Origin of the sequence: Cupriavidus pauculus, assembly GCF_008801835.1 — a bacterium.
In the GTDB taxonomy this organism is placed as follows: Bacteria; Pseudomonadota; Gammaproteobacteria; order Burkholderiales; family Burkholderiaceae; genus Cupriavidus; species Cupriavidus pauculus.
Genome location: NZ_VZOW01000092.1, coordinates 1 through 1,217, shown reverse-complemented (window position 1 = coordinate 1,217; position 1,217 = coordinate 1). Strand labels below are relative to the sequence as shown.

Below are 1,217 nucleotides of genomic sequence, written 5' to 3'. Positions count from 1 at the left end.
CCCGCGGGCGCCAGCGGCGCGGCGGGCAGGCGCGGGCCGGGCGCAGGGGGCGGCCCCGGTGGGCCGAACGCCATGCCGCGCTCGCCGGTGGTGGTCAACACGGTCGGCAAACGCAACATGGATGTGGTGCTCAATGGCCTGGGCAACGTCACGCCGGTGGCCAACGTCACCGTGCGCGCGCAGGTGTCGGGTCCGCTGATCAAGGTGCTGTTCAAGGAAGGCCAGATGGTCAAGGCCGGCGACGTGCTGGCGGAAATCGACCCGCGCCCGTTCCAGGCCGCGCTCGACCAGGCGGTGGGTCAGCTCGCGCGCGACCAGGCGCTGCTGGCCAACGCCCGGCTGGACCAGAAACGCTACAGGACGCTGCTGGCGCAGGATTCGATTTCAAGCCAACAGGTGGATACCCAGGACGCGCTGGTGCGCCAGTATGAAGGCACGGTCAAGACCGACCAGGGCAACGTCGACAACGCGCGGCTGCAGCTCAGCTACACGCGCATCGTGGCGCCAACCTCCGGCCGCATCGGCCTGCGCCAGGTGGATCCGGGCAATATCGTCAGCACCGGCGACACCAATGGCATTGCGCTGATCACGCAGATCCAGCCGATCACCGTGCTGTACACGATCCCCGAGGACAACCTGCCGACCGTGCTCCGGAAGCTTAATGCGGGCGAAAAGCTGTCGGTGCAGGCGTGGGATCGCCAGATGCGCAATCAACTGGCCGAAGGCACGCTGCTGACCACCGATAACCAGATCGACACCACCACCGGCACCGTCAAGCTCAAGGCCATTTTCCAGAATACCGACGGCATGCTGTTCCCGAACCAGTTCGTCAATGTACGCACGCGCGTGGACACCATGGAAGACGCCACCGTGATCCCGGTGGCGGCGATCCAGCGCGGCCAGCAAGGCACCTTCGTCTATGTGGTCGGCGACGACAGCGCGGTCAAGGTGCAGGTGGTGACACTGGGACCGACCGATGGCAGCCGCACCGTCGTGCTGAAGGGTCTGGAGCCGGGCCAGCGGGTGGTGGTCGACGGCGCCGACCGGCTCAAGGAAGGCATGGTCGTCGAAGCGGTGGACCCGGCCGCGCGGGCGGCGCAACTGACGCCAGCGAGCTCGGCGCGCGCGCGCGGACGGCGCAATGGCGCGAGCGGTGCGCACGGCGCGGCACACGGTGGCGCGAGCGGCGCGCATGGCGCTGCCAGCGACGCATCCGC

1 protein-coding gene is annotated in these 1,217 nt (G+C 68.6%); it reads left to right on the top strand.

All coding sequences use genetic code 11. The annotated features are described in order from the left end of the window. Nucleotides 1-1,217: MdtA/MuxA family multidrug efflux RND transporter periplasmic adaptor subunit (locus tag F7R19_RS29510; protein WP_150982962.1), on the top strand; the 1,217-nt coding region annotated here is incomplete at both ends.